Origin of the sequence: Sphaerotilus natans, from assembly GCF_900156335.1 — a bacterium.
Taxonomy (GTDB): Bacteria; Pseudomonadota; Gammaproteobacteria; order Burkholderiales; family Burkholderiaceae_C; genus Sphaerotilus; species Sphaerotilus natans.
On the sequence record NZ_FTMZ01000003.1, the window covers coordinates 19,572 to 42,373 of the forward strand.

Consider the following 22,802-nt stretch of genomic DNA (forward strand, 5'->3'; position numbering starts at 1 on the left):
AATTCATGTGGAACAAGTTGCATTCCCATTCACAATGCGGCCGCATGAGCTTTGATGTCGACATCGGACACACCAGCGCCAGCGGGGTGCGGGAACGCAACGAGGATTTCGCCGCTGCCGTGCGCGCCGGTGCGCAGGAGCCGGGTCGCGGCCTGATCGCGGCCGTGGCCGATGGCGTGTCGGCCGGCGGTCTGGGGCGCGAGGCCGCCCAGACCACGGTGACGAGCCTGGTGCAGGATTTCCATGCCGCACCGGCCACCTGGGAGACGACGGTCGTCCTTGACCGTCTGATCGGCGCCCAGAACGCCTGGCTGGCCGACCACAACCGGCGCCGCAGCGGACCCGGCGGCGATCGTGCCTCCGGACTGACCACGCTGACGGCGCTGGCTCTGCAGGGCCACACCTGGACGCTCGCCCACGTCGGCGACACCCGGGCCTGGCTGCTGCGCGGGGGCGAGCTGCAGCAGCTCACCCAGGACCATGCCATCGATCATCCCGACTTCCGCAGCCAGCTCACCCGCGCAGTCGGCCTCGACCTGGCGGTGCGCGCCGACTACCTCCAGGGCGAACTGCAGACCGGCGACATCTTCATGCTCACCACCGATGGCGTGCATGGCGTGCTCCGGCCCGAGCAGATCCGCGCGCTGCTGGCCACCGCGCCGGCTCAGCGGGCCAGCGAGGCGGTCGTCAAGGCCGCGCTGGAGGCGGGCAGTCAGGACAACGTCACGGCATTGGTCATGCAAGTTCTGGGCCTGGAGCCGGTGCGGCTGCAGGACACGCTGCTGCAGGCGCGCCAGCTGCCGGTGCCGCCGCGCATGCGCCCGGGCGACACGCTCGACGGCTGGAGCATCACCGCGCTGGTGGCCGACACCGGTGTGCACCGGCTCTACCAGGCGCGTGATCCGGCCAGCCGCGAGCTGGTGGCGATCAAGACGCTGCACGAGTCGCGCGCCAGCGACCGCGAGGAACAGGCGATGCTGGCGCACGAGGCCTGGCTGGGCCTGCAGGTGACCGACAGCGGCGCTCCCGGCTTCGTGCGGGTGCGTCAGGTCAAGGCGCCGAGCGCCTTCTACACCGTCTTCGACTGGCACAGCGGCCACACGCTGGAGCAGCTGCTGGCCGAGGAGGCGCGCCGCTTCGCGATCCCCGAGGTGGTGCAGGGCGGGCTGGCGGTGTGCCGCGCGCTCGGGCGGCTGCACCGCATTGGGGTGATCCACCGCGACATCAAGCCCGGCAATCTGCATCTGGGCGAGGACGGCCAGTGGCGGGTGCTCGACCTGGGCGTGGCGGTGTCGGGCCGCGAGCCGGCCTCCACGCGCACGCTGCACGCCGGCACGCCCAGCTACATGAACCCGGAGCAGTGGGAGGGCGCCGAGGGTCGGCCGGCCGACGCCGGCAGCGACCTGTTCGCGCTGGGCGTGACGCTCTACCAGTGGCTGACGGGGCGGCTGCCCTACGGGGAGATCGAGCCGTGGCAGACCGCGCGCTTCCGGCGCGATCCGGTCGCGCCCTCGCGCCTGCGCCCGGAGGTGCCGATCTGGCTCGACCATGTGGTGATGAAGGCGATCGCGCGGGATGCGCGCCAGCGCTTCGAGACCGCCGAGGAGTTCGCGCTGGCGCTCGAGCGCGGTGCCTCCAGGCCGCTGAACGCGCCCCAGGCCACGCCGCTGGTGCGGCGCGATCCGGCCTGGGCCTGGAAGGTCACCTGCGTGATCTCGCTGATCTTCAACCTGATGCTGGTGATCTGGCTGCTGTTCCTGCCGCGCTGAGCGGCAGGGCCGGGCCGAGCTCAGGCAGCCCGGCGCGCGCCCGAGGTGCCGACGGTGGTCGGCGTGCTGCGGGCACGGCCCCCCTTCTCGGCCCAGGTGCGGGTCCAGCGGATCTGCACGATGCGCAGCATCACCAGCATCGCCACCGCCAGCACCGCGAAGGCGACGAAGCCCCACAGGTAGGTGCCGCTGTGCTGCTTGGACAGGCCCATCGCGTTGGGGATGAAGCCGCCGCCCAGGGCGCCCACTTCACCGATCATCGAGCCGGCCACCGCGGTGGTCAGCGGCCAGCGCAGCGGTACCAGCTGGAACAGCGCGCCGTTGCCCGCGCCCAGCGCGGCGAAGCACAGCATGAACAGCAGCGTGGTCACCGCCAGCGAGCTGCCGGCGAAGCCGCAGGCCACCAGCGAGATCGCCACCAGCACCAGCACGCCGCTGAGGGTGTTGATGCCGCCGACGCGGTCGGAAATGTAGCCGCCGACGACCCGCACGCCCGAGCCCATCACGGTGGCCAGCATCGTCAGCTGGCCGGCCTCGATCTTGGTGACCTTGAACTGGTCGTAGAAATAGGTCGGCAGGAAGCTGGCCAGACCGATGAAGCCGCCGAAGGTCACGACATAGATCAGGCTGAAGGACCAGCCGTCCTTTTCGAACAGACAGGAGATGTGCTCGCGGAAGGACTGGTGCTCGACATCGGGCGGCTCCTTCGCGGCGAACCACATCACCAGCATCGGCAGGATCATCGTGCAGGCCGCCAGGCCATAGACGGTCTGCCAGCCGAACTTCGCCGCCAGCGGGGGCGCGAACAGCACCGCCAGCACGGTGCCGGAGTTGCCCGCGCCGGCGATGCCCATCGCCAGGCCCTTGTACTTCGGCGGATACCAGCCCGAACCGAGCGACAGCGCCACGCCGAAGGAGGCGCCGGCGATGCCCAGCAGCACGCCCATGGCCAGCACCTCGTCGTAGGTGTCGACCATCGTGTAGCCGAAGGCCAGGGCGGCCACGATCAGGCTCATCTCGACCATGGCCGCGTTCTTGCGGCCGATGTACTGCGCCAGCACGCCCAGCGGAAAGCGCATCAGCGCGCCGGCCAGGATCGGCACCGAGATCATGAAGCCCTTCTCGGCGGCGCTCAGGTTGAAGCTCTCGCTGATGAAGGGCGCCATCGCGCCGTTCAAAACCCAGATCGCAAAACAGAAGTCGAAGTACAGGAAGGAGGCCGCCAGGGTCGGCCAGTGGCCAGCCTTGGCGAAGGACTTGAAGTCGGACATCGGAGTGGAGGGGGCGTGGGGGTGGGACGGCTCCGTCGCGGAAGGGGCCACAGCAGCCTGAGCGCGGAGGGTCGATGCGAGGTGCTCTGGCGGCACCATGCGGTCCGGCGGCGGACCGGGGCCGGCATGCGGCGCCGGCAGATCGCGGCTGTGCGATCGTGATGGGCCATCAAGCATCTTCCATGCCGGCACCCGGACAGTGCATGCCTGGCGTGGTGCGTGCTTAGTCTTCCGTCACAACAATGATGACCCCCTCCTGGTTCAAGACGTTCAAGACATGCTGAAGATCCTTGCCGTGGCTCCGGCGCAGCCCGATGCGCCGACCCTCGTGACCGACCTGGAGTCCAACGGACTGCAGGTCTGTGCCCGCTGCACATGCGCCGCCATGGTGCGTGAGGCGGTGCGTCATGCACCAGACATGGTCATCGTCTGGGATCCGCACCCCGGCGAGGAGCTGTTCGAGGCGGCGCGGCTGCTCGAGTCGGCCGCGCCCGCGCCGGTGCTGGTCTTCACCAGCGACGTGCGCGCCGAGACGATGGAGACCGCGATCGCCTCGGGCATCGACGGCTGGGTGGTCAACGGCTATGCGGCCGGGCGGCTGCGGCCGCTGATCCAGTTCACCAGCGCGCGCCACCGCCAGATGCGCCAGATGCGCGAGGAGCTCGGCGACCTGAAGCGCCGGCTCGAGGAGCGCAAGCTGGTCGACCGTGCCAAGGGCATCCTGATGAGCGCGCGCCAGATCAGCGAGGACGAGGCCTTCCGGCTGCTGCGCTCGGCCTCGATGCACGCGAAGCTGCGCATCGGCCAGGTCTCGCAGCAGGTGATCGACTCGGCGCACTATGCCGAGGCGATCAACCGCGCCGGCCGGCTGCGCATGCTGTCGCAGCGCATCGTCAAGCTCTACGCGCTTGCCGCGGCCGGCGTCGAGGCGGCGGGATCGCGCGCGCTGCTGGCCGATTCGGTCACCCAGGTCGAGCAGAGCCTGTCAGTGCTGGCGCGCACCCTGTCGCAGCCGACCTTCGGCGATCTGCTCGGCGCGGTGCAGGGCACCTGGGCGACGGTGCAGGCCGGGCTGGGCGGCCTGCCGGTGAGCTCGCGCACGGGGGTGCTCGACCAGGAGGCCGAGCGGCTGCTGGAGCTGTCGGACCGGCTGACCCAGGCGCTGGAGAATGCCGGGCTGACGCCGTCGCTGCATGTCATCAATGTCTCGGGGCGTCAGCGCATGCTGGTGCAGCGCCTGGCCAAGCTGGCGCTGCTGCGCAGCGGCCCGGCGATCGCGCCTGCAGAGCCGCTGCCGGTCGATCTGGCGCCCACCGCCGAGGCCTTCGAGCGCGGCCTGGCCTATCTGCACGAGATTCCGCTGTCGACGCCGCTGATCCGCGAGGGCCTGGCCCGCGCCGAGGCGACCTGGCGCGACATGCTCGCCGCGGTGCGTGCCGGCGCGCAGCAGGGCGCGCGCATCACGCTGGCGGCCAGCAGCGAGTCGCTGCTGGAGCTGTTCGACGCGCTGACCCGCGAGTACGAGCAGAGCATGCAGATGCTGATGGGGTGATGGGTTGATGGTGATGCCGGTGAGGCTTCACGGCCGGCGCTGATCCGCGTCAGCGTCGGCTGGGATGCGCTGCTTATCATCTTCGGATGAGCATTTCCGCGCTGTCCGACCTCTCCGATGCCGTCGTGGCTCCCGTCGCACTGAACGAGGGCCTTCTCGATCTGCTGCTGATCGACGGCGCGATGGCCACCCTGAAGCGGGCCGCGGACGGCCGCCATGTCTGGGCCAGTCCCTCCTGGCAGGACTGGGTCGGCGGCGAGGCGCCGCTGCCGCAGCCGGTGGCCAACGCGATCCAGGCGGCCGATGTCCGCGCGCTGGCCAGCGGGCAGCCGATGTCGGTCGATGACCATGTGTTCGAGCGCGCCGGCGGGCGGCGGGTCGAGCTGCGTGCGGTGCGCCGGGTGCTGCACGGCCTGGCCGGCGAGCCGCTGCTGCTGACGCTGTGGCGCGACGTGACCGCGCTGCGGCGCGAGTCGCTGCAGCTGCAGCAGGCGCTGGGTCAGATCGAGCGGCTGCAGCAGGCCATCGAGGCGATGCGCCGGCAGCATGAGCAGGGCCTGGATCGGCCGGGCGAGCTGTTCCGGCGCGAGCATTTCGAGGAGCACCTGCGCCGCGAGGCCGCGCTGTCGCAGCGCGAGCACCGCGAGTTCGCGCTGGTGCTGCTGGCGATCGACCGCATCGAGGCGATGCGCCAGAGCCACGGCGAGGCGGCGGTGCAGCGCATCGTCGAGATGATGGGCCACCTGATGCGCACCAACACCCGCGCGATGGATGTGCTGTCCCAGCTCGGGGAGGGCCGCTTCGCGATCCTGCTGTCCGGCGTCGGCCTGGCGACCGCCCATGCGCGGATGGAGCATCTGCGCCGCGCCTGCGCCACCCAGGTGGTGGTGCAGGATGGCCGCAGCCTGGGCTTCGAGATCTCGATCGGCATCGCCAGCTTCCCGCACACCGCCGCGACGCTGGCCGAACTCAGCCAGGCCGCGGTGCGGGCGCTGACCGATGCGCGGCTGCGCGGGGGCAACCGCATCGCGCTGGCCTCGATCCGGCTGCCCGAGGCCTCGGGGGTCTGAGCGAGGATCAGTCGGTCGCGGCCTGGCGCAGCGTCTCGCTGACCGGCCGCTGCAGCACGCCGCGCAGGCTCCACCAGCCCGCCAGCGCGGCCATCAGCGCCCCGGCTGCGGTGCCGGCCAGCGGCACCCAGGGCGAGGGCGTCCAGGCGAAGCCGAACACCTGGCGCGCCAGCGCCCAGCTCACCGCCACCGCCGCCACGGCCGCCAGCAGCCCCGCCAGCGCGCCCAGGCCGAGCAGCTCGGTGCGCTGCACATGGCGCAGCAGCGCGCTGCCGGCACCCATCGCGCGCAGCAGCGCGAACTCCCGGGCGCGTGATTCGCGGGTGGCGCTGACGGCGGCGAACAGCACCAGCAGGCCGGCCGCCAGCGTGAAGCCGAACAGGAACTCGACCGCGCGGATCACCTGATCCAGCACCTTCTGCACCTGCGCGATCTGCTGCGACACATCGACCACGGTCAGGTTGGGATAGTCGCGCGCCAGCTGGGCGTCGAATCCGGCCTGCGCAGGCGCCCGCAGCGCCGAGATGTAGGTCGCCGGCAGCTCCGGCATGGCCGCGCGCGGGAACATCACGAAGAAGTTGACCCGCATCGAGCCCCAGTCGACCCGGCGCAGGCTGGTGATGCGGCCCTCCACCACCGTGCCGGCGATGTCGAAGCCCATGCGGTCGCCCAGCTTCAGGCCGAGCGTGCGCGCCAGGCCTTCCTCGACGCTCAGCCCGTCGGCCTCGTCGGCCTGCCAGCGCCCGCCCGCCAGCGTGTTGTGCGTCGGCAGCGTCGCGGCATGGCTGAGGTTGAACTCGCGCTCGACCAGGCGCTGCGCCCGGTCGTCGGAGAAGCTGGCCGGGCTGACCGCCCGGCCGTTGATCGTGGTCAGCCGGCCGCGGATCATCGGGTACCAGTCGTAGCCGCTGACGCCGGCCTGCTCGACCGTGCGGCGGAAGTCCGTGGCCTGGTCGGGCTGGATGTTGATGATGAAGCGATTTGGCGCATTGGCCGGCGTGGCGGCGCGCCAGCTGTCGACCAGATCGGTGCGCATCAGCACCAGGACCATCAGGGCCATCAGGCCGATGGCCAGCGCGCTGACCTGCAGCACCGCCAGCGCCGGGCGGGCGCCGATCTGGCGGGTGGCCAGCGCCAGCCAGCGCGGCGCGCCGACCTCCGGCACCGCGCGGCGCAGCAGGCGTACCGCCAGCCAGGCCACGCCGGCGAAGAGGGCCCAGGCCGCCGCGAAGCCGCCGACCGCGATCGCACCGAGCTTGGCGTCGTCGGCCACCGACATCAGCAGCGCGGCGTAGCCGGCCAGCCCGGCGCCGAGCACGCCCAGCGAGGTCGGCCGCAGTCCGCCCAGATCGCGGCGCAGCACCCGCAGCGGCGGCACGCGCGCGAGCTGCAGCACCGGCGGCAGCCCGAAGGCCGCCAGCAGCACCAGGCCGGTGCCCAGGCCGAACAGGCCCGGGCGCAGGCTGGGCGCGGGCAGGTCGCTCTCGACCAGTCCGGCCAGCAGCCGCACGAAGACCTCATGCACCGCCAGGCCCAGCAGCACGCCCAGCACGCTGGCGGCCAGGCCGACCATCAGCAGCTCCAGCGCATAGATGGCGGCGATGCGCCGCTGCGACAGGCCCAGCACCCGCATCAGTGCGCAGGCGTCCAGGTGACGCGCCGCGAAGCCGCGCGCGGCGATGCCGACCGCCACCGCCGCCAGCAGCGCCGCCAGCACCGCCACCAGCTGCAGGAACTGGCTGGCCCGGTCCAGCGCCTGGCGCATTTCCGGGCGGGCGTTCTCGATCGACTCGATGCGCACGCCGCGCAGCCGGCCCGCCTCGATCGCGGTCTCGGACCAGGCGACGAAGCCGCGCACCGCAGTCTGGCGTCGCTCGCCATCGGGCGCGGCCACCGCCAGGCGCCAGCTCACCCGGCTGGCGGGCTGGATCAGGCCCGTCGAGTCCAGATCGGCTTCGGCCATCAGCACCCGGGGCGCGAAGCTGACGAAGCCGGCATCGCGGTCTGGCTCGGCGCGCAGCAGCGCGCCGATGCGCAGGCCGCGCTCGCCCAGCATCAGCGTGTCGCCGACCGTCAGCCCCAGGCTGTCGAGCACCGCGGCCTCGACCCAGACCTCGCCGGCCTGCGGGCCCTGGCGGCGGATCTCGGTCGGACCTTCGGCGCGCAGCGCCACCTGCAGCTCGCCGCGCAGCGGATAGGTGCTGGCCACCGCCTTGACCGAGACCAGCCGGATCGCGCCGCCGCGCTCGTCGGGCGCGCGCGCCATGCTGGGGAAGCGGGCGCTGGTGGCGCGCTGCAGGCCCATGCGCCGTGCGGTGTCGTCGAAGGTCGCCGGCAGGGGCTGGTCGCTGGCGATGACCGCGTCACCCCCGAGCATCGTCAGCGCGTCGCGCGACAGTCCGGCCGCCAGCCGGTCGGCGAAGAAGCCGACCGCGCACAGCGCCGCCACCGCCAGCGCGACAGCCACCAGCATCAGCCGCAGCTCGCCGGCGCGGAAGTCGCGCAGCAGCTGGCGCCAGGCCAGGGTGGTGACCGCCGGCGGGCGGGGAGGGGGGACGGTCGCGGGGCGGGCGGGCAGGGCAGTGGCGCTCATGGTGCTCCGGACCTTACACCAGGGTTCGAGCCGCTTCAGAACGCAGCGTGCAAAGTCGCAGAACATCACGGGGTGCCGGCCATGCTGCAATGGATTCACCATGAACACCTCGCTGCCCACCCTCTATCTGTCCCACGGCTCCCCGATGATCGCGATCGAGGATTCGCCGGCGGCCCGCTTCCTCGACCGGCTTGGCCCGGTGATCGAGCGCACCTTCGGCCGGCCGCGGGCGGCACTGGTGGTGTCGCCGCATTCCTCGACCCGCCAGCCGATGGTGCTGGCCGGTGCGCGCCATCCGGCGATTCACGACTTCGGCGGCTTTCCGGCCGAGCTGTACGCGCAGCGCTATGACGCGAAGGGCGCGCCGGCTCTGGCGCTTCAGGCCTCCCGGCTGCTGGCCGCGGCCGGCATCGAGGCGCCGGCGGTCGAGGCCGAAGGTCTCGATCACGGCATCTGGACGGTGATGAAGCGCGCCTGGCCGGGCGCCGAGGTGCCGGTGGTCCCGCTGACGCTGGTGCCGACGGCCTCGCCGGCGCAGCAATGGGCGATCGGCGCGGCGCTGGCGCCGCTGGCCGCCGAGGGCGTGCTGGTGATCGGCAGCGGCGCGATGACGCACAACCTGCGCCGCTTCTTCGGCCTGCGCGGTGCGGTCGATCCGGCTGCCGCCGATGTCGTCGCCTTCCAGGACTGGGTCCGTGACCGCGCCGCCGTGCGCGACTGGCCGGCGCTGTTCGACTACCGCCGCCAGGCGCCCGAGGCCGCACAGCAGCATCCGACCGACGAGCACTGGCTGCCTTTCTATGTCGCGGCCGGGGCCGGCGGCGACACGCCGGGCGTGCGCATCCACGACAGCGTCGATGCCGGCGTGCTGGCGATGGACGGCTACGCCTTCGGCCCGCAGGCCGAGCGGCTGAAGCAGGCGCTGCAGGCCGCCTGAGCGACGCTTCCGGCCCGGCCCCGACGCGATCAGGCCGGATTGTCCAGATCGATGAAGCGGTGCTGCAGGCCGAACTCGGCCGCGAGCCGCTCGCCCAGCGCGCGCGCGCCGTAGCGCTCGGTGGCGTGGTGGCCGCAGGCGAGAAAGGCGCAGCCCGTCTCGCGCGCGATGTGCGCCTGCGGCTCGGAGATCTCGCCGGTCAGGTAGACATCGGCGCCGGCGGCGATCGCCGCCTCGAAGTAGCCCTGGGCGCCGCCGGTGCACCAGGCCACCCGCCGCACCGGCCGGCCGTCGCCGGGCGCGACCACAGGCGCGCGGCCCAGCGTGGCCTGTACGCGCGCCGTCAGGTCCGCGAGCGCGCAGGGGCCGCCCGCCGGCGCGCCGATCAGCCCGAGCGCCTTGTCGCCGAAGCTGCCCTCCACCGTCAGGCCCAGCTCGGCGCCCAGCCGGGCGTTGTTGCCGACCTCCGGGTGCGCGTCCAGCGGCAGGTGGTAGGCGTAGAGGCTGATGTCGTGCGCGAGCAGCGCAGCCAGCCGGCGCTTCATCCAGCCGGTGACCCGGCCGTCCTGGCCGCGCCAGAACAGGCCGTGGTGCACGACGATCGCGTCGGCGCCCTCGGCTGCGGCGGCCTCGATCAGCGCCAGGCTGGCGGTCACGCCGCTGACGACGCGCCGCACCCGGCGCCGGCCCTCGACCTGCAGGCCGTTGGGACCATAATCCGAAAATCGACCGCTTTCGAGCAGTCGGTCCATCCAGCCTGCCAGCGCATCGCGGTCCGCGCCGGCGTCGTCGGTCATCAGGTTCTCAGCCAATTCTCTCTCCGGTTCTTCCATGCGCAGGCTCTGGCTCATATTCTCGCAGGCCGTCACGGTGGCGCTGGCTGCCGTCTTCGTGCTGGCCACGCTCAAGCCGCAGTGGCTGGGCGGGCGCCCGGGCAGTGCGCCGGTGCAGTTCAGCATCATCCAGGCGGCCCCCCTGCCGCTGGACGGGGCCAGCAGCCCCGGCAGCTACGCGCCGGCCGCACGGCGTGCCTCGCCCTCGGTGGTCAGCGTGATGACCTCGGCGGCCGAGGGCTCGGCCAGCGCCAGCGACGCCCTGCGCCGCCATTTCGGCGACCCCGACGGCGGCAGCAGCGCCGGCACCGGCTCGGCGGTCATCGTCTCGCCGGACGGCTATCTGCTGACCAACAACCATGTCATCGACAACGCCGAGCAGATCGAGATCGGTCTGGCCGATGGTCGGCGGGTCGCCGCCAAGGTGGTCGGCACCGATCCGGACAGCGATCTGGCGGTGCTGAAAGTCGATCTTGGCGGCCTGCCGGCGATCACCTTCGGCGATGCCGACGCGCTGCAGGTCGGCGACATCGTGCTGGCCATCGGCAATCCGTTCAATGTCGGCCAGACGGTGACCTCGGGCATCGTCAGCGCGGTCGGCCGCAGCGGCCTGGGGCTCAACACCTTCGAGAACTTCATCCAGACCGATGCGGCGATCAATCCGGGCAACTCGGGGGGCGCGCTGGTCGACATCAACGGCCAGCTGCTGGGCATCAACACCGCGATCTACTCGCGCTCGGGCGGCAGCATGGGCATCGGCTTCGCGATTCCGGTGGCCACCGCTCGCCAGGTGATGGAGGGCCTGATCACCGAGGGCGTGGTCACCCGCGGCTGGATCGGCGTACAGCCCAGCGATCTGACCCGCGACATGGCCGAGTCCTTCGGGCTGGAGGTCGAGCGCGGCGTGCTGATCACCGGCGTGCTGCAGGACGGCCCGGCCAGCGCGGCCGGCGTGCAGCCGGGCGACGTGGTGGTCAAGGTGGCCGGCACCCCAGTGATGAACACCGCGCAGCTGCTCGATGCGGTGGCCGGGCTGAAGCCCCAGACGCAGGCGGTGCTGTCGGTGCACCGCGGCCGCCAGCAGCTCGAGCTGACGGTGCGGGTGGCGCAGCGGCCCAAGGCGCGGACCGCGCGGGGATCGTCCGGCTCAGGACGCTGAGGAGTCCGGGGCGGCCGAGTACTTCAGGAAGAAGCCCGCCGCCCAGATGCCGACCTCGTAGAGCAGGCCCATCGGCACCAGCAGCGCGATCATCGACACTGCGTCTGGCGGCGTCACCAGACCGGCCACCGCCGCGGCGGCGACCCAGAAGTAGCGCCGCCACTCGCGCAGCTGCTCGACGGTTACCACCCCCAGGCGCGCCAGCACCACCACCGCCACCGGCACCTCGAAGGCCACGCCGAAGGCGATGAACATCGTCAGCACGAAGTCGAGATAGGCCTCGATGTCCGGGCTGACCGCCACCGAGGCCGGCGCCATCTTCTGGATCGCCGGAAAGGCCTGGCCGAAAACGAAGAAGTAGCAGAAGGCCACGCCAAGGTAGAACAGGATCGTGCTGCTGGCCACCAGCGGCAGCACCAGACGCTGCTCATGGCGGTACAGGCCCGGGGCCACGAAGGCCCAGACCTGGTAGAGCACCCAGGGCAGCGCGACGCCGAAGCCGGCCAGCAGCGTGACCTTGATCGGGATCAGGAAGGGCGAGACGACGCCGACGGCGATCATCTTCGAGCCTTCCGGCAGCGACTTCACCAGCGGCAGCGCCAGCAGGTCATAGACCTGGGACGGGCCGGGATAGAGGCACAGCAGGATGAAGATGGCGCCGACGCCGTAGACCGAGTGCAGCAGGCGGTCGCGCAGCTCGATCAGGTGGCTGACGAAGGGCGCTTCGGTCCCGGCGAGCTCGTCGGGTTGGGGGTCAGGGCTCGAACTCACGATGGGGTGGGGGCGCAAGGAGAAGTCCCGCCGGGCGGGACGGATGATCAGACGCTGCGGCGCGGCGGACGAAAGCGCGCGACCCGCGCGGCGCCGGACTGCACATGCCGGCGCACGCCTTCGCGCTGCTTGTACCACTGCGGAATGGCGCCACGCTTGACGCGCCATTTCTTGCGCGGGTGCACATAGGTCGGCACCGCCGGCGAGCTGTCCCACTCGTAGGGCTCGTAGGTCGGGGCGCCGTCGTCGTCCGTGCCGGTGCTGCCCGGGCCGCTCAGGGCCGCGTTGATCTGGCCGGTGGCCGAGTCCAGGCTCGAGGAGACCGACTGGCCGACATCGCGCGCGGCGGTCTCGAACTCGCGGCGCACCTTGTTGAGCTCGTCGAGCTCCATCGAGCGGTTGACCTCGGCCTTGACGTCGGCGACATAGCGCTGCGCGCGGCCGAGCAGCGTGCCGGCCATGCGCGCGACCTTGGGCAGCCGCTCCGGACCGATCACGACCAGCGCGATGCCGGCCACCAGCATCAGCTTCGAAATGCCTATGTCGAGCATTCAGGGGTTCCCGAGGAGATCCGGTTCAGCGGATCACTGCTTGGTGCGGGCCTCGACGTCGATCGCCTGGCTGTTGTCGACGCGCTTCTCGGCGACCTGCGCGGTGGCGGTCGTGGTCGGCTGGGCGGCTGCGTCGGCGGCCGGCTTGTCGCCGTCCTTCACGCCATCCTTGAAGCCCTTGACCGCCGAGCCGAGGTCGGAGCCGATGTTCTTGAGCTTCTTCGTGCCGAAGACCAGCACGATGATGACGAGGAAGATGATCAGGTGAGTGGTGGACAGGCCCATGAGGGTGCTCCGTGAGTGCTGCGGGTGCGGTGGGTGGTCGGGATTCTAGGTGGGGCGCCTCAGCCCTGTTTCCAGGGGCGCGGACCGCCCATGACATGCATGTGGAGGTGGTAGACCTCCTGGCCGCCGTCCGGGCCGGTGTTGATCACCGTGCGGAAGCCGTTGTCGGCGCCATGCTCGCGCGCCAGCTTCGTCGCCAGCAGCGCCATGCGGCCGAGCAGCGCCTGGTGGCGCGGCTCGGCGTCGGCCAGCGTGGCGATGTGCTCGCGCGGGATGATCAGCAGATGCACCGGCGCGGCCGGGCGGATGTCCTTGAAGGCGATCAGCTCGTCGTCCTCATGGACCTTCTGCGCGGGAATCTCGCCGGCGGCGATGCGGCAGAAGATGCAGTTCGGGTCGTGGCTCATGGCGGCAGCTCCGTCGATGCGTGAAAGGGGCGGTGTGCGGCTCAGCGCGGCCGGCTGGCGAACTCGGTCAGGCCCGACAGGCCCTCGCGGCGCTCGAGCTCGGCGATCACCTGCGCCGGCGTCAGGCCGAACTGCGCCAGCGCGACGATGCTGTGGAACCACAGGTCGGCGACCTCGTAGACGATCTTGGCCGGATCGCCGTCCTTGGCGGCGATGACCACCTCGGTGGCCTCCTCGCCGACCTTCTTCAGGATGGTGTCGGTGCCCTTGTGGAACAGGCGCGCGACATAGCTCTTGTCGGGGTCACCGCCGCGGCGCGAGGCGATCACCTCGGCCAGACGGGCCAAGCTGTCGCGAGAGGGGTCGAGGGGGTCGGTCATCGGGTCGGGAACGCGAGTGCTCATGAGCGGTAGATGGTGGCGGGATCCTTCAGGACCGGATCGACCGCCTGCCACGCCTTTTGACCGTCGGCCGTGGTGTGCAGTTCCTCGAAGAAGCAGGAATGGCGGCCGGTGTGGCAGGCGATGCCGGGCTCGTGGCCGAGCTGGGTGATGCGCAGCAGCACCACGTCCTGGTCGCAGTCGATGCGGATCGAATGCACCTTCTGCACATGGCCCGATTCCTCGCCCTTGTGCCAGAGGCGATGGCGCGAGCGGCTCCAGTAGACCGCCTCGCCGAGCTCGGCGGTGCGCGCCAGCGCCTCGCGGTTCATCCACGCGAACATCAGCACGTCGCCGCTGTCCTTCTCCTGCGCGATCACCGGCACGAGGCCGTCGGCAGTCCAGGTGATTCTTTCCAGCCAGTCCATGGCGGTGGAGTGTAGCAACCGTCACGAAGCGGTCCGCGACGAGTCCATGACAATCGGGGCATGACGACCGATCTGCACACCGCCGCCGCTTCCTTTTCCTCTGCACCTGTCCGCCCGCTTGCCCTGACGCTGGGCGACGCGCTGGGCATCGGCCCGGAGATCATCGTGCGCGCCTGGCGCGAGGGCCGCGTCGGCGCGGGCGTGGTGGTCATCGGCGAGCCCGCGGTGCTGCGCCGGGCCGCGCGGGCGCTGCGCCGCCTCGACGATGTGCCCGAGGTGCCGATCGCGGTGATCGACACGGTGGCCGATCTGGCCGAGGTGCCGCCGGGGGCGCTGCCGGTGCTGCTGCCCAGCCACCGCGAGCCCGCGCTGGCCCAGGCGCCGTGGGGCACGGTCGACGCGCGCGCCGGCCGGCTGGCGGCGGCGTGCATCCGCGACGCGGTCGCGCTGGCGATGCGCGGCGAGATCGCCGGCCTGGTCACCGCGCCGATCCACAAGGAGGCGCTGGCCGCCGCCGGCGAGCCCTTTCCCGGTCACACCGAGCTGCTGGCCGACGAGAGCGCGCGCCACGGCCGCCCGGCCGACGTGCGCATGATGCTGGCCAACGAGGAGCTGCGCACGGTGCTGGTGACCATCCACTGCGCGCTGCGCGAGGCGATCGACCGGGTGAGCTTCGACGCGGTGCTCTCGACGCTGCGCATCAGCCACGCCTCGGCGGCGCTGTGGGGGCAGCCGCGCCCGCGCATCGCGGTGGCGGGGCTCAATCCGCATGCGGGCGAGGGCGGGCTGTTCGGCCGCGAGGAGATCGAGATCATCGCGCCGGCGATCGCCGCCGCCCGCGCCGAAGGCATCGACGCGCAGGGGCCGTTCCCGCCCGACACCATCTTCATGCGCGCGCGCCGCGGCGAGTTCGACCTGGTGCTGGCGATGTACCACGACCAGGGCCTGATCCCGGTGAAGTACCTGGGCGTCGAGCAGGGGGTGAACGTCACGCTGGGCCTGCCCTTCGTGCGCACCAGCCCGGACCACGGCACCGCCTTCGACATCGCCGGACAGGGCCGCGCCGAGGCCGACAGCCTGGTGGCGGCGCTGACGATGGCGCGCCGGCTCGCCGCAGGGGTTGCGGGCTGATCAGCGCAGCGCCAGATCCAGCACGTAGCCGGCGAAGACCGCGAAGCCCACCCAGTGGTTCTCGCGGAAGGCGCGGAAGCACCCCTCGCGGCTGCGGCCCCGGATCAGCGTGAAATGCCAGCCCACCTGCGCGGCCGCCGCGGCGATGCCCAGCCAGAAGGCGCCGCCCAGGCCGGCCTGCAGCGCCGCCCAGGACCAGATCGCCAGGTACAGGCCGTAGAACAGCATCACCGCGGCGACGTCGGCGCGCCCCAGCGTGATCGCCGAGGTGCGGATGCCGATCTTCAGGTCGTCGTCGCGGTCGACCATCGCGTACTCGGTGTCGTAGGCCAGCACCCAGAACAGGTTGCCGATCACCAGCGCCCAGGCCAGCGGGTCGACCGTGCCGCGCACCGCGGTGAAGGCCATCGGGATGCCGACGCTGAAGGCCACGCCCAGCACCGCCTGCGGCATCGCGACGAAGCGCTTGGCGTAGGGGTAGGCCATCGTGATCGCCAGCGCGGCGAACGAGATCGCGATGGTGGGCGCGTTGGTCGTCAGCACCAGCGCGAAGGCGACCAGCGCCAGCGCGGCGCCCAGGCCGAGCGCCTCTTTCACGCCCATCGCGCCGGAGGTGATCGGGCGCTGCGCGGTGCGCTTGACATGGCGGTCGAAGTCGCGGTCGGCCACGTCGTTGATGCAGCAGCCGGCACTGCGCATCAGGATCGTGCCCAGCGTGAACACCAGCAGCAGGTGCAGCCCCGGCCAGCCGCCGGCGGCCAGCCACAGCGCCGAGAGCGTCGGCCACAGCAGCAGCAGCCAGCCGGCCGGGCGGTTCCAGCGGATCAGGTCGAGGTAGAGCGGCAGGCGGGAGGCGAGGGCGGTCATCGCGCGGCGAGGCAGAGGCGGTCGGGCAGGGCCGCCATTGTCGCCGCTCGTCGCTGTTCGTCGCTGTTCGTCGCCTTTCAGATCAGCGTTTCCGGCAGCGTCTGCGGCAGTGCGGCAGTCTCGGTGTTGGCCAGGTCGAAGTCGCGCGGGCGGTCCGGGCGGTGGCGCTCGCCCCAGTTCAGCACGAACTCGAGCACGTCGCGGGCCGGCATCGGCCGCGAGGCGTAGTAGCCCTGCACCATGTCGCAGCCTTCGGCCTCGAGCACGCTGACCTGCATCGGCTCCTCGACGCCCTCGGCCACGGTGGACATGCGCAGCGACTGCGCCAGCGCCAGGATGTTGCGCACGATCGAGCGTGCGTCGCGGCTGATCAGCAGCTCGCGCACGAAGGCGCGGTCGATCTTCAGCGTGTCGAAGGGGAAGCGGCGCAGGTAGGCCAGCGAGGAGTAGCCGGTGCCGAAGTCGTCCAGCGCGATCTGCACGCCCAGCCGGCCCAGCGCATGCAGCCGCTCCACCGTGCCGCGCGTCTCGTTGATGAAGACCGATTCGGTGATCTCCAGCTCGAGCCGGTGCGGCGCCAGGCCGCTGCGCTGCAGCGCGCGCTGCACCGCGTCGGGCAGGTTCTGCGCCATCACCTGCACCGGCGAGATGTTGACCGCCACCTGCAGCGGATCGGGCCAGCGCGCCGCCTCCAGGCAGGCCTGGCCGAGGGCCCACTCGCCCATCTGCAGGATCAGGCCGCTTTCCTCGGCCACCGGAATGAACTCGACCGGCGAGATCGGGCCGTGCTCCGGATGATTCCAGCGCAGCAGCGCCTCGAAGCCGGTCACCGTCCAGTCGCGCAGGCTGACCTTGGGCTGGAAATGCAGCTCGAGCTGGCCGCGCTCGATGGCTTCGCGCAGGTCGCGCTCGAGCACCAGGCGGCGGCGCACCTGCTCGCCCAGCCGCGCGACGAAGAAGCGCACCGAGCCGGGCGCATGGCTCTTGGCGTCGTACAGCGCCAGGTCGGCGTGCTGCATCATCTCGTCGACCGTCATGCCGTCCTGCGGGAAGCGCGCGATGCCGACGCTCACCCGCACCGGCACCGCCGCCCCCATGACCTCGCAGGGCGCACGCATCGCCTCGATGATGCGCTGGCCGGCCGCCCCGATCTCCTCGTCCTGCCGCACCGAGCGCATCAGCACCGCGAACTCGTCGCCGCCGAGCCGCGCCACCACCTGGCCGCGTCCGGCTGCCTCCTTGAGGCGGCGTGCCACCTCGACCAGCAGCGCGTCGCCGGTGGCGTGGCCCAGGGTGTCGTTGACATTCTTGAAGCCGTCCAGGTCCAGGCACATCACCGCGCCGCAGTGCGGCGGGCCGCCGGCCTGCTCGCGGGCCTTGGCGCCGCCGAGCACCTTCTCCAGCAGCACCCGGAAGTGCGCCCGGTTGGTCAGGCCGGTCAGGGTGTCGTTGTGCGCCAGCCAGGTCAGGCGCCGATCGGCATGGCGGGCCTGGGTGACGTCGCGGGCCACGCCGCGCCAGCCCACCGGCGTGCCGCGTTCGTTGACCAGCGGCTTGGCGGTCATCGACCACCAGCGCTGCTGGCCGCCGACCATCATCGGCAGCAGCACGTCGCGGAAGGGCTGGCCCTCGGTGAGCCGCTCATGGAGCTGACCGGCCGATTCCCGCTCGCTCTCGGGCAGATCCTTCTGCAGCTCGGCCAGCAGGCCCAGCAGCGAGCGGTCGTTCAGCGTGGCGGCCTCGCGCCCGAGCGCCTCGGCCAGATGGCTGGAGACATGGCAGAGGCGGCCGCCGGCGTCGATCTCCCAGATCACGTCGCTGCCCTGCTCCTCGAAGTCGCGCAGCAGCAGGCCGACCAGCTGCATCTGGTGATCGGACTTGACCTCGGCGCTGACCCGCGCATGCAGGTTGCGCTGCACGCCGCGGCTGCTGGCGATCGCGATGCCGGCCAGCAGCAGCCACTGCAGCAGCAGGCTCCAGGCCGGCAGCCCGCCTTGCAGGCCCGCGCCGATCACCGGACCCAGGCTGAGCAGGCCGAGAAAGGCATGCAGCGCCCGCGGCATCGACAGCAGGGTCAGCGACCCGGCGCACAGCACCGTCATCAGCGTGGCGCCGCCGACCACGCCCAGGGTCGCATCCCCGCCGAAGGCCATCAGCACCGGCGGAGCGCTCCACAGCAGCCCGGTCAGGCCGGCCTGCAGCTCGTAGGCACCGATGCGGCGGCGGTGGATGTGCAGCGGCCGACCTTGGCGGCGGCACTGGTGCCAGAACTGCAGATGGCCGAGCGTCAGCACCATCAGCGCCACCAGCCAGCCCCACAGCGGTGCCTGAGGCACGGTCGGGGGCGCCGCTGCGGCCACCGACAGCGCGCCCAGCGCCGACATCACCGACATCCACGGCAGCGCCCGCACCACCGCTGCATGCTGGCGCAGCCGCACGCGGGCCTCGATCGCCTCGTCGGAGGCCTGCAGCGTGCGCCGCCGATCTTCGCGGCGGCGGTCGGAGGCCGGGCGCGCAGGGCGCGGTGTCGCACGGGCCGGCACACGCGGCGAGGCGCGGGGCGCAGAGGACGAGGAGCGGTGGGCGGTCTTCGGTGCGGGCATCAGCGGGGGCGCGAAAGCGGAGAAATGGACATCCGGAGATGTCCTGTTCCCGGCTTTCGGCATCCGTGCGCCGTGCCTTGAGCTGAGCGCCGTGCGGGCAGGGGGCCAAAGGCCCCCAGGTTTCGGTGTCAGTCGGTGATGCGCCGCACGCCCTCGAGCGGGCAGCTCATGATCGCGTTGCGCAGCGCCGCGATCGCCTCGTAGCGGGTGAAGGATCGGCGCCAGGCCAGCACCACCCGGCGGGTCGGCACCGGATCGGCGAAGGGCAGGTAGCGCACCAGCGCATCGCGGTCGGTGCCGGCGCCGGGCGGGATCGACAGCTGCGGCACCACGGTCAGCCCCATGCCGGAGGCGACCATGTGACGGATCGTCTCCAGCGACGAGCCCTCGAAGCTCTTGCGGATGCCCTCCGCGTCGCTGGCGAAGCGGGCGAACTCCGGGCAGACCTCGAGCACATGGTCGCGGAAGCAGTGGCCGGTACCCAGCAGCAGCATGGTCTCCTGCTTCAGCTCCGCCGAGGAGATGCGCTCGCGCGTGGCCAGCGGATGATCACGCGGCACCGCGACCATGAAGGGCTCGTCGTAGAGCGGCGCGATCGCCAGGCCGGTGTCGGGAAAGGGCTCGGCCAGCACGGTGCAGTCGAGCTCGCCGGTGCGCAGCATCTCGAGCAGGCGCACGGTGAAGTTCTCCTGCAGCATCAGCGGCATCTGAGGCACCTGCGCAATCGTGTTGCGCACCAGGTCCGGCAGAAGATAGGGGCCGATGGTGTGGATCACGCCCAGTCGCAGCGGCCCGGCCAGCGGGTCCTTGCCGCGCCGGGCGATCTCCTTGATCGAGGCGGCGCTCTCCAGCGTGACCTGGGCCTGGCGCACGATGTCCTCGCCCAGCGGCGTGACCGAGACTTCGCTGCCGCCGCGCTCGAAGATCTTGACCTCGAGTTCTTCCTCGAGCTTCTTGATGGCCACCGACAGGGTGGGCTGCGAGACGAAGCACGCCTCGGCCGCGCGCCCGAAATGTCGCTCGCGCGCGACCGCGACGATGTAGCGCAGTTCGGTAAGGGTCATGCCGCCGATTGTGCGGAAAACCCGTACCGGTGTCATGGCCCTCTTTTGGTTGGTGCGCTGCATTTCCGTGCAGCCGACCGAAGGGTTTTCACTATCCGTCAGCGCTGCCTGCTGCATTGATCCGTATCTATAATCGATCAAACTTCATTGATCGGCATCAAACCGTTGCCCATCCATTGCCATGATCCCTTTCCTTCACGCCGCGACGGCCTGTGTCCTCGCCACGATGGTTCTTGGTGCACAGGCTCAGGATGTGACCGGTGATCCGGCCGCCGGCCAGCGCAAGGCGGCGATGTGCATCGGCTGCCACGGCATCCCGAACTATCGCGCCAGCTTTCCCGAGGTCCATCAGGTGCCGATGATCTCCGGGCAGGGCGCCAAGTACATCGCCGCGGCGCTGAACGGCTACCGCAGCGGCGAGCGCCGCCATCCGACGATGCGTGGCGTGGCCGGCTCGCTGACCGATCAGGACATCGCCGACCTGTCGGCCTACTACGCCAGCCACCCGCCGGCGGCCAGCACTGCCGCCGCTGCCGCCCCGAGCGAGCAGGTGGCCGAGCTGCTCAAGCGTGGCAACTGCATGTCCTGCCACGGCGAGAACCTGAACAAGCCGATCGACGGCAGCTACCCGAAGCTGGCCGGCCAGCATGCCGACTACCTGTTCGTCGCGCTGAAGGCCTATCAGGGCGGCAACGGCCGCAACACCGGGCGCGGCAACGCGATCATGGCCGGCATGGCCAAGCCCTACAACGCAGCCGAGCTGAAGGCGATGGCCGATCACATCGCCGCGCTGCCGGGCGACCTGCGAACGGTCACCCAGGGTCGCTTCCGCTGAGCCGGTTCTTCAGCGCTTGTCCAGGCCTGGACCCGGCCGCCAGCGCGACAGCAGCAGCGCATTGCTGATGACGCTGACGCTGCTGGCGGCCATCGCCGCGCCGGCCACCACCGGGCTCAGCAGCCCGGCCGCCGCCAGCGGAATGCCGACGATGTTGTAGACGAAGGCCCAGAACAGGTTCTGGCGGATCTTGCGCGTGGTGCGCCGCGAGATGTCGATCGCGTCGGCCACCGCGCCGGGGTCGCCGCGCATCAGCGTGATGCCGGCCGCATGCATCGCCACGTCGGTGCCGGTGCCGTCGCTGTGGGTGATGGCCAGGCCGACGTCGGCCGCGGCCAGCGCCGGCGCGTCGTTCAGGCCGTCGCCGACCATCGCCACCTTCCGGCCACCCTCGCGCAGGGCCTGGATCACGCCGGCCTTGTCGCCGGGCAGCACCTCGGCGCGCACCTCGTCGATGCCCAGCAGCCGCCCGGCGGCCTCGACCGCGCTGCGGTTGTCGCCGCTGAGCAGCAGCGTGTGCAGGCCCATCGCGCGCAGGCGACCGATGGCCTCGACGGCGCCCGGCTTGAGCGTGTCGCCGAAGGCCAGTGCGCCGAGCAGGCGCGGCGGGCCGTCCGGCACGATCTCGGCCAGCCAGGACAGCGTGCGGCCTTCGCCCAGCCAGACCTGGGCCTGCGCGTGCAGCGGCGCGGTGGCCACGCCCAGCTCGTCCATCCAGCGCTGGCTGCCCAGCCGCAGCGCGCGGCCCTCGACCGTGCCGGAAACGCCGCGGCCGGGCTTGGCGCGCAGGTCGGCGGCGGTGCTCGCGGGGGCGGCGGCCGAGGCTTGCGCCCGAGCGGCCTCGTTCACCGCGCGCGCCAGCGGATGCTCGCTGCCCGACTGCAGCGCCGCGGCCAGGCGCAGCACTTCCTGCTCGCTCAGGCCGGGGGCCGGCGCGCAGCCGGTCAGCGCGGGCTTGCCCGCCGTCAGCGTGCCGGTCTTGTCGAAGGCCACGACCCGCACCGCCTGCGCCACCTCCAGCGCCTGCGCGTCCTTGATCAGGATGCCGTGGCGCGCCGCCGCGCCGGTGCCGACCATGATCGCCGCCGGCGTGGCCAGACCGAGCGCGCAGGGGCAGGCGATCACCAGCACCGCCACTGCCCGCAGCAGCGCGACCTCCCAGTCGCCGCCGACCCAGCCCCAGCCCAGCAGCGTCAGCAGCGCCAGCACGATCACCACCGGCACGAAGACCGCGCTGACCTGATCGACCAGGCGCTGGATCGGCGCCTTCTTCGCCTGCGCCGACTCGACCAGCCGCACGATGCGCGCCAGCGTGGTCTCGGCGCCGATCGCTTGTGTGCGCACGATCAGCCGGCCTTCGCCGTTGACCGCGCCGCCGGTGACGCGCTGGCCGGGCTCGCGCGCCACCGGCAGGCTCTCGCCGGTCAGCAGCGACTCGTCCAGGTGGCTGGCGCCCTCGACGATCTCGCCGTCGACCGGCACCCGCTCGCCCGGCCGGATCACCACCCGGTCGCCGACGCGCACTCGCGCCAGCGGGCGCTCCTGCTCGGAGCCGTCGGGCGCGATCACCCGCGCGGTCTCCGGCGCGAGCGCTCGCAGCGCGCGGATCGCCTCGACGGTGCGGTGCTTGGCGCGCGACTCCAGCCACTTGCCCAGCATCACCAGCGTGATGACGACGGCCGCGCTCTCGAAGTAGAGATGGTGGCCGTGGCCCGTCATCAGCAGCCACAGTGACAGCGCATAGGCCGCGCTGGTGCCCAGCGCGACCAGCAGGTCCATGTTGCCGCTGCCGGCGCGCAGCGCATGCCAGCCGGCGCGGTAGAAGCGTGCACCCAGCCAGAACTGCACCGGCGTGGCCAGCAGCGCTTGCCAGCCGCCGGGCAGCATCGCCTGCACGCCGAAGGGCTCGAGCAGCATCGGTGCCACCAGCGGCAGCGACAGCAGCGCCGCCAGCAGCACCCGCCGGCCCTCGCCCAGGAGCGGCTCGCGCGGCGCGACCGCCGGCGCGTCGGGCGCGGCCTCGTCGGGCACGCCGAAGCCGGTGCGGCGGATCGCCGCGGCCAGCGTCTCGCGTGCCACCGGATCGCGGGTGTGCACGGTGGCCTGCTCGGTGGCCAGGTTGACCTCGGCCTCGGTCACGCCAGGCACCTTCTTCAGGGCCTTCTCGACGCGGGCCACGCAGGATGCGCAGGTCATGCCGTCGATCGGCAGGGTGAATTCGGTCTGGGGGCGCGCTTGCATCGTCATGACTGTGCCTGGGTATACGCCAGGGTGATTGAGCATTGTCAATCTGCCA

Annotated in this window: 20 protein-coding genes; 7 read left to right on the plus strand and 13 right to left on the minus strand. The window is 71.7% G+C overall.

All coding sequences use genetic code 11. The features are described 5' to 3' along the window. Window positions 1-44: 44 nt before the first annotated feature. Window positions 45-1,769 (plus strand): bifunctional protein-serine/threonine kinase/phosphatase, encoded by a 1,725-nt coding sequence (locus BW996_RS03410; RefSeq protein WP_037485932.1) that lies wholly within the window; start codon window positions 45-47, stop codon window positions 1,767-1,769. A 20-nt stretch (window positions 1,770-1,789) separates the two neighbouring features. Here the strand turns inward: BW996_RS03410 and BW996_RS03415 are convergent, their stop codons facing one another. After that, complete coding sequence (locus BW996_RS03415) at window positions 1,790-3,040, minus strand: MFS transporter (protein ID WP_037485930.1); 1,251 nt, start codon at window positions 3,038-3,040, stop codon at window positions 1,790-1,792. A gap of 277 nt (window positions 3,041-3,317) precedes the next feature. Between BW996_RS03415 and BW996_RS03420 the strand changes: the two genes are divergently transcribed. Together BW996_RS03420 and BW996_RS03425 are read left to right on the plus strand one after the other, a co-directional pair. Then, complete coding sequence (locus BW996_RS03420) at window positions 3,318-4,592, plus strand: type IV pili methyl-accepting chemotaxis transducer N-terminal domain-containing protein (RefSeq protein WP_037485928.1); 1,275 nt, start codon at window positions 3,318-3,320, stop codon at window positions 4,590-4,592. An 86-nt stretch (window positions 4,593-4,678) separates the two neighbouring features. Further along, window positions 4,679-5,662 carry a GGDEF domain-containing protein gene (locus tag BW996_RS03425; RefSeq protein ID WP_037485926.1) on the plus strand — a complete coding sequence of 328 codons (984 nt, stop codon included), beginning with the start codon at window positions 4,679-4,681 and terminating at the stop codon, window positions 5,660-5,662. A gap of 7 nt (window positions 5,663-5,669) precedes the next feature. Here the strand turns inward: BW996_RS03425 and BW996_RS03430 are convergent, their stop codons facing one another. After that, window positions 5,670-8,255 (minus strand): ABC transporter permease, encoded by a 2,586-nt coding sequence (locus BW996_RS03430; RefSeq protein ID WP_083701026.1) that lies wholly within the window; start codon window positions 8,253-8,255, stop codon window positions 5,670-5,672. Window positions 8,256-8,355: 100 nt separating this feature from the next. Here BW996_RS03430 and BW996_RS03435 point away from each other — a divergent pair, with 100 nt between their 5' ends. Next, window positions 8,356-9,192, plus strand: coding sequence for a DODA-type extradiol aromatic ring-opening family dioxygenase (locus tag BW996_RS03435; RefSeq protein ID WP_037481920.1), 837 nt, complete (start codon window positions 8,356-8,358; stop codon window positions 9,190-9,192). Window positions 9,193-9,221: 29 nt separating this feature from the next. Here BW996_RS03435 and BW996_RS03440 read toward each other — a convergent pair whose 3' ends face one another. Next, window positions 9,222-9,989 carry a Nif3-like dinuclear metal center hexameric protein gene (locus BW996_RS03440; RefSeq protein ID WP_076458626.1) on the minus strand — a complete coding sequence of 256 codons (768 nt, stop codon included), beginning with the start codon at window positions 9,987-9,989 and terminating at the stop codon, window positions 9,222-9,224. Window positions 9,990-10,023: 34 nt separating this feature from the next. Here BW996_RS03440 and BW996_RS03445 point away from each other — a divergent pair, with 34 nt between their 5' ends. Then, window positions 10,024-11,184 (plus strand): S1C family serine protease, encoded by a 1,161-nt coding sequence (locus BW996_RS03445; protein WP_037481922.1) that lies wholly within the window; start codon window positions 10,024-10,026, stop codon window positions 11,182-11,184. Here BW996_RS03445 and tatC read toward each other — a convergent pair. From tatC to hisI, 6 genes are read right to left on the minus strand one after another with little or no spacing between them, the layout of a single operon-like run. Further along, the gene (gene tatC / locus BW996_RS03450; RefSeq protein WP_037481946.1) at window positions 11,173-11,955 is read right to left on the minus strand and encodes a twin-arginine translocase subunit TatC; all 783 of its coding nucleotides are present in this window, start codon (window positions 11,953-11,955) and stop codon (window positions 11,173-11,175) included. The genes BW996_RS03445 and tatC overlap by 12 nt on opposite strands. Before the next feature lie 47 nt (window positions 11,956-12,002). Beyond that, entirely contained in the window at window positions 12,003-12,506 is a 504-nt protein-coding gene (gene tatB / locus BW996_RS03455; protein WP_037481925.1) for a Sec-independent protein translocase protein TatB, read from the minus strand. A gap of 33 nt (window positions 12,507-12,539) precedes the next feature. After that, window positions 12,540-12,791 carry a Sec-independent protein translocase subunit TatA gene (gene tatA / locus BW996_RS03460; protein ID WP_037481927.1) on the minus strand — a complete coding sequence of 84 codons (252 nt, stop codon included), beginning with the start codon at window positions 12,789-12,791 and terminating at the stop codon, window positions 12,540-12,542. 59 nt (window positions 12,792-12,850) lie between these two features. Next, a complete protein-coding gene (locus BW996_RS03465; protein WP_037481929.1) occupies window positions 12,851-13,198 on the minus strand; it encodes a histidine triad nucleotide-binding protein in 348 nt (115 codons plus the stop codon). Window positions 13,199-13,239: 41 nt separating this feature from the next. After that, entirely contained in the window at window positions 13,240-13,578 is a 339-nt protein-coding gene (locus tag BW996_RS03470; RefSeq protein ID WP_037481933.1) for a phosphoribosyl-ATP diphosphatase, read from the minus strand. 20 nt (window positions 13,579-13,598) lie between these two features. Further along, entirely contained in the window at window positions 13,599-14,006 is a 408-nt protein-coding gene (gene hisI, locus BW996_RS03475; protein WP_037481936.1) for a phosphoribosyl-AMP cyclohydrolase, read from the minus strand. A gap of 60 nt (window positions 14,007-14,066) precedes the next feature. Between hisI and pdxA the strand changes: the two genes are divergently transcribed. Next, the gene (pdxA, locus tag BW996_RS03480) at window positions 14,067-15,137 is read left to right on the plus strand and encodes a 4-hydroxythreonine-4-phosphate dehydrogenase PdxA (protein ID WP_076458629.1); all 1,071 of its coding nucleotides are present in this window, start codon (window positions 14,067-14,069) and stop codon (window positions 15,135-15,137) included. Here the strand turns inward: pdxA and ubiA are convergent, their stop codons facing one another. The 3 genes from ubiA to BW996_RS03495 all read right to left on the minus strand — a co-directional run bounded on the left by ubiA (window position 15,138) and on the right by BW996_RS03495 (window position 19,671). After that, window positions 15,138-16,004, minus strand: a complete 867-nt coding sequence (gene ubiA, locus BW996_RS03485) for a 4-hydroxybenzoate octaprenyltransferase (RefSeq protein WP_037482650.1) — start codon at window positions 16,002-16,004, stop codon at window positions 15,138-15,140. It lies immediately after the preceding gene. Window positions 16,005-16,081: 77 nt separating this feature from the next. Continuing rightward, window positions 16,082-18,607 carry a putative bifunctional diguanylate cyclase/phosphodiesterase gene (locus BW996_RS03490; RefSeq protein ID WP_051631998.1) on the minus strand — a complete coding sequence of 842 codons (2,526 nt, stop codon included), beginning with the start codon at window positions 18,605-18,607 and terminating at the stop codon, window positions 16,082-16,084. Window positions 18,608-18,735: 128 nt separating this feature from the next. Further along, on the minus strand, window positions 18,736-19,671 hold the full coding sequence (locus BW996_RS03495) for a LysR substrate-binding domain-containing protein (protein WP_037482649.1): 936 nt from the start codon (window positions 19,669-19,671) through the stop codon (window positions 18,736-18,738). A gap of 181 nt (window positions 19,672-19,852) precedes the next feature. Here BW996_RS03495 and BW996_RS03500 point away from each other — a divergent pair, with 181 nt between their 5' ends. Beyond that, the gene (locus tag BW996_RS03500; protein ID WP_037482647.1) at window positions 19,853-20,506 is read left to right on the plus strand and encodes a c-type cytochrome; all 654 of its coding nucleotides are present in this window, start codon (window positions 19,853-19,855) and stop codon (window positions 20,504-20,506) included. Window positions 20,507-20,515: 9 nt separating this feature from the next. On the opposite strand, the gene BW996_RS03505 is transcribed toward BW996_RS03500, so the two are convergent. Then, window positions 20,516-22,747 (minus strand): heavy metal translocating P-type ATPase, encoded by a 2,232-nt coding sequence (locus BW996_RS03505; protein ID WP_310732043.1) that lies wholly within the window; start codon window positions 22,745-22,747, stop codon window positions 20,516-20,518. Window positions 22,748-22,802: the final 55 nt, after the last annotated feature.